This is a genomic window from Clostridium sp. N3C, assembly GCF_900095445.1.
Classification (GTDB): domain Bacteria; phylum Bacillota; class Clostridia; order Clostridiales; family Clostridiaceae; genus Clostridium_AU.
The window spans coordinates 1-5,450 of the sequence record NZ_FMJL01000084.1; the positions used below are offsets into that span (position 1 = coordinate 1).

General features: G+C 33.7%; 5 protein-coding genes. All 5 read right to left on the minus strand.

The annotated features are described in order from the left end of the window. Positions 1 to 255 precede the first annotated feature (255 nt). Positions 256 to 1,011, minus strand: coding sequence for an iron ABC transporter ATP-binding protein (locus tag N3C_RS14310; RefSeq protein WP_074366679.1), 756 nt, complete (start codon positions 1,009 to 1,011; stop codon positions 256 to 258). Beyond that, positions 1,008 to 2,072 carry an iron chelate uptake ABC transporter family permease subunit gene (locus tag N3C_RS14315; protein ID WP_074366680.1) on the minus strand — a complete coding sequence of 355 codons (1,065 nt, stop codon included), beginning with the start codon at positions 2,070 to 2,072 and terminating at the stop codon, positions 1,008 to 1,010. Before N3C_RS14315 ends, N3C_RS14310 begins: the two co-directional genes overlap by 4 nt. After that, a complete protein-coding gene (locus N3C_RS14320; protein WP_242944119.1) occupies positions 2,069 to 3,091 on the minus strand; it encodes an ABC transporter permease in 1,023 nt (340 codons plus the stop codon). The genes N3C_RS14315 and N3C_RS14320 overlap by 4 nt, the downstream gene beginning before the upstream one ends. A gap of 18 nt (positions 3,092 to 3,109) precedes the next feature. Then, positions 3,110 to 4,120: a siderophore ABC transporter substrate-binding protein gene (locus N3C_RS14325; RefSeq protein WP_074366681.1), complete on the minus strand. Its 1,011-nt coding sequence runs from the start codon at positions 4,118 to 4,120 to the stop codon at positions 3,110 to 3,112. 491 nt (positions 4,121 to 4,611) lie between these two features. After that, complete coding sequence (locus N3C_RS14330) at positions 4,612 to 5,166, minus strand: GNAT family N-acetyltransferase (protein ID WP_074366683.1); 555 nt, start codon at positions 5,164 to 5,166, stop codon at positions 4,612 to 4,614. Positions 5,167 to 5,450 lie beyond the last annotated feature (284 nt).

Sequence of the window (5,450 nt, forward strand, 5' to 3'; positions counted from 1 at the left end):
ACTCATAGAAATAATCACCCAATTTAATACTCCTATAGGTAATTTATCGAACTTATCCACAATTTCTTAAATATATAATTTCCTATAGAGTAAAAAAAGCAGACAATAACCTTTTCAGGCATCATTGTCTGCTTTTTAAATTTTACCATAATCTCAGGTGTGAGGCAAGAAATTATGATAAAACAGAAGATTTCACTATCTTATCTTTTAGAGTACTAGCGTAGCCATAGTCATATGTACTTGCAAAATCAGTTACTATAAATAGATTGCCACTGGACCATAAGGTCCCTTTATTATTTCTATCTTTGTTTCAAAAATATCTGTTAAAAGATCTGCTTTCATAATTTCATCAACAGTACCAAAAGCGGCAATTTTGCCATCTTTCATAGCACAAATTCTATCAGAGTATTTAGCTGCAAAGTTTATATCATGTAAAACCGCCACAATGGTTCTGCCAAATTCATTGGCAGCCTGCCTTAAGTGTTTCATCATTTGAACAGAACGGGCAACGTCAAGATTATTCAAAGGTTCATCTAAAAAGACATATTCTGTCTCTTGACAGAGGACCATTGCTACATAGGCTCTTTGCCTTTGCCCACCAGAAAGCTCATCTAAATATCTGTTTTCAAGCTCAGTCAAGCCTAAAAAATCAATATATTTAGAAATAATAGACTCATCCTCTTTTGTAAGTCTTCCTTTAGAATAAGGAAAACGACCAAATCCAACTAGCTGTCTAACGGTAAGTTTTGTTACAAAATGATTTTCCTGTCGTAAGATAGTCAAAACCTTTGCTAAATCCTCTGATTTAGATTTAGTTACATCCCAATTTGCTACCTTAATTTGACCTTCATCCATGTTTAAAAGTCTTCCAATCATCAGCAGTGTAGTAGACTTTCCAGCACCATTTGGTCCAATTAAGGAGGTAAAACCTGCCTTTGGTATATCTATATTCAAAGGCCCTATATTCACCTCATCGCTATATACCTTTTTAACTTTATCAATATTAATCATAACATTCCCTTCCTTAAAATTACAATTAAGAATATTATTCCACCAAACATTTCAATAATAACTGAAACTACACCTTGAACGTTGAATATATGATACATGAAAAAGTAAGCAGCGGTTATAATCAAGAATCCTATAGCAAGTGCCATGGGGAAAATATATCTATGATCATAAGTTGGTGCCGCTTGATAAGTCAAAGTTGCAACTAAAAATCCATAGAAGGTCAGTGGACCAATCAAAGCTGTTGAAATTGACATTAAAATCGAAACTAATACAAGCGTATAGATAGTTCCCCTTTGATGATTAACGCCCAAAGAAGTACTAACATCTTTACCTAGAGACAATAAATTTAATCTCCTAGCATTGATAAAGATTAACACCGCGGTAACTAATACAATTGGAATTGCAATACCAAAGTATTCAGAATCCGCATTATTTACTGAACCGAATAATCTGGCCTGTAGAATATCAAAATCAGAAGGTTCCATCAGTCTTCTCATAAAAGAGGACAATGATCTAAGGCCAGTTCCAATAATAACGCCAACCAGTAACATAAGCTGCAAATTTCCGTACTTTCCAGAGAGCAACCATCCATAAAGTATAAGGCATAATAAGACCATAAGCAAAACTTGTACTAGAAAAGGGCCAGTACCAGTAAATTGAATAAAAGCATTAGCTCCAAGAAAGAACATGGTACTAGTATGAATAGTTGAGTAAAGTGCTTCAAAGCCTAACAGTGAAGGAGTTATAACTTTATTGCTTGTAATGGACTGAAAAGCAACTGTAGACAAACTCTGGCAAATTGCGCCCATAATCATTGCAATAACCGCTATCATCCTTCTTCTTACTACTGGGATAAAAGAAGGAGAGCTTATTGACACTGGATTGTTATAAACCAATAGTCCATAGGCAGAGAAAAGTCCTAAGACAATGAAGGTGCTCAATAAAATTCTATACTGTCTTTCTTCCTTTTTAGAGCGAAAGGCCCTAGCGGATCTATCTTTGCTATGAAGGCTAGAATTTGAATTTAAATTTTCTTTTATACTATTATCTAAGGTAGTCATTTTAGCCTCCTTTGTCTCAATAAAATCACAATAAACACCACTGCACCTAAAGTTCCAAGTATCAATGAAACAGGCACTTCAAAGGGCATAATAATTGTTCGAGAAATTATATCGGAAAGCATTATGGTGCCCATTCCTAAAACACATACCCAGGGTAAATTACTTCTAAGATCATCCCCTCTATACATGGACACAATATTAGGTACAATTAAACCTAAGAAAGGTAAGTTTCCAATAACAGCGGCAACAATTCCTACAGCAAAGGAAATAAGTCCAGTACCAAGAACAACTATCCTATTGTAATTTGCCCCAAGGCTTGTGGTAATATCTTCTCCTAATCCCGCTAGAGTAAGTCTATCTGCGTAGATAAAAATAAGGACACTCACAATAACAATCATCCACAAGTACTCATATCTTCCAATTTGAACTTGTGCAAAGGATCCTACAAACCAAGATTCTATGTTCTGTGTCATGTTAAAAACTAGACCAATAAAAGTAGAAAAAGCAGACACCACCGCTCCTAGCATCATACCGATAATAGGAACAATTAAAGAGGAACGAAGCCTAACTTTTCTTAAAAACAAGAAGAAAGCCATAGTTCCTAAGAAAGAAAAAACAATAGCACCAGTCATTCTTTCAAGTAAAGTCGGTGCAGGAAATACTAAATAAACAAACATAAGTCCTAATCCAGCCCATTCAATAGTTCCCGTTGTTGTAGATTCCACCATACGATTTTGAGTAACAAGCTGCATTACCAGTCCAGACATGGACATTGCAGCTCCAGTGAGCATTAAAGCGACTGTTCTTGGAACACGGGTTATGAAAAACATAACCCTCCCATCTTCTTGTCCAAGAATATCATAAACTCCAGTAAACAGTGATATAATAGCTAAAATAATAACAGCAATAATTGCTAATATAAATTGCTTTGTGAATATTTTATTCTTATTTACGGCATGGGGCTGAGATTTATCAGCCCGGATTGATTTATAATTATTATGATTACTATGTTTTAGCACTATAAATACTCCTTTTTGTTATTGCGCCAATTTATTTGCAAGTTCTTCCAATAACTCAAGATAAGTTTGTATTGATTCATTTGTATAAGTATCCTTTGGTGCATAAACTACCTTTCCATTGGATACAGCAGTTGTGTTCTTAAGGGCAGGTGAATTTTCAATAACATCCTGAGCAGGAACTGCATCCTCTGAAGATGATGTTGCTGCATCTCTATCTAATACAAATATCCAGTCTGGATTGCTTTGTGCAATAGCTTCAACAGAAATATCATCACCTTGATGATCAGAAGTAGAACCATCTACTTCTAAGGCTGGAACCCAACCAAAGATTTCATACATAGGTCCCCAAACACGTCCTGACTTAGGAGCTGAGAAGCCAATAGAACCACCAGAAACTACAACACTCATAATTTTATCTTTTCCATTGTAAGTGGACTTAACTTTTTCAATAGCTGCATCAAAGGACTCTGTTAATTTTTTAGCTTCATCATTTTTATCGAATATTTTTCCTAGAGTAATTATAGAATCTTTAAGACCATTTACTAAATTCTCTCCAGGTGTAGCTGCTTCCTCAGAAACATCAAAATTCAAATCAATTACTGCAGCATTTGGTACTAATTTCTTTATATCTTCATAAAAATTAGCGAATCTTTGACCAACAATTACCAACTCAGGATCTACCGCTGCTATAACCTCAAGATTTGGCTCACGATGGTTTCCAATATTTTGCACAGATTTGTCACTTACATAAGATAAATCCTTTGGCATAACATCCTTTGGTGCAGCAGCCAATTTAATTCCCCAATCAGATAAAGTTTCAAAAGTTCTACTATCTAAAGAAACTACATTCTTAGGATTTATAGGAACAGTAACAGTTCCATGTGCATCAGTGATTTCAACTGTTGCAGTTTTTTCATCCTTATTAGCATCTGTTTGGTCATTTTTATTGCTTGAATTTGAACAAGCAGCAAATGCCATAGTAAAACTTGCTATTAAAGCAGTTAGTGTTAGTAATTTGAACTTTCTCATAGTTATCTCCTTTATAAATTATTTTTGAATTCAATTAATGAAACCAATATCTTTTTCTTATGTAATGTAAGTTTTAAGTAAATTTATTCATTTCAGCGCGCATGAAATTAAAAATATATGTAATTGATATTGATTATCATTCTTACTGATATTAAGTTTACCAAATTTTCAACAATTGTCAAGGATAATTTAGGAATTATCTTGGATTCATTTCACAACTGCCATAATTAATTTGAGAAACTAGAAAAGCTCTTAAGATTTAGATTTTATCTAAATTCTATTAAGATACCACTTTACAGTATATTCTGCCCCCTTCTGGGCTCTCTATAAAATGGCGAGTTTACCATTCTTACAAAAAAATTTAAGCCCAGCAAATCACTAGCCGGACTTTATTAAATACTTATTTACTTTTAAGAATAATTGATAAATTCTTTACATTGAATATATTACTTGAATATCTTAAATAACTCATCCAAATTTTTTATCAACTTTTATTCATTCAGTAAGAATTCTTCTTTAAGCAACCCATAAATATAATAATCACACCAGGTATTAACCATTTTCCCTTGTCGAATCAGTCCTTCTCTTTTGTATCCGCACTTCTCAAGAATTCTCACAGAAGCCTCATTACGAATATCAACATCTGTCCAGAGCCTTTTAAGCTCAGTATTATCAAAGCAGAATTTGGTCATAGCATATAAAGCTTCATAGCCATAGCCCTTACCTTGATATTCTCTAGAAAGCCTCATAGCCACCTTGCCCATACGATCATTTTCAATTAGGTAAATCCAGATTTCGCCTATTGCTTTTTCATCACCCTTATGGATTATACCAAGATGAAAGCTCTTTGATGCTCTCTCCTCCTTTTCAAGCAAAAGCTTGGGATTCTTATCCGTTTTTCCAGGACCTTTTCCCCAGTAAGTATAAATACTTTTATCTGCCATCCATTCTTCTAAAGCTGAAATATCAGAAGGCTGAAATTTTCTAAGCACCAGACGTTCTGTCTCTATAGTTGGTTTCTCATAAATATAATCTGCAAGTGCCATAATTACCTCCACTATTTATTCTCCTAGGGCCCTATACCTTGATTATATCAAGTGTTATTTATACTTCAACCCCCTTTTGTTTTCTAAATTTTCTTTCTACTTTTTCATATACTTTTTTATAAAATTCAACTGCTTTATCTAAGTCATCCTTTGTTAAGAATCAATCTTTATTTTTATTGCATATCATAATTTCAACTTTGGTCATATTCAGGTCACATTGTCAGTTTAAATTAAACCCATCGATAATTATTACAGCTGTAATATGGAAATCATAATCAGATAAT

Coding starts and splice junctions, on each gene's coding strand:
- N3C_RS14310 (WP_074366679.1), bottom strand. CDS start 1,011: ATGATTAATATTGATAAAGTTAAAAAGGTATATAGCGATGAGGTGAAT.
- N3C_RS14325 (WP_074366681.1), bottom strand. CDS start 4,120: ATGAGAAAGTTCAAATTACTAACACTAACTGCTTTAATAGCAAGTTTT.
- N3C_RS14330 (WP_074366683.1), bottom strand. CDS start 5,166: ATGGCACTTGCAGATTATATTTATGAGAAACCAACTATAGAGACAGAA.
- N3C_RS14315 (WP_074366680.1), bottom strand. CDS start 2,072: ATGACTACCTTAGATAATAGTATAAAAGAAAATTTAAATTCAAATTCT.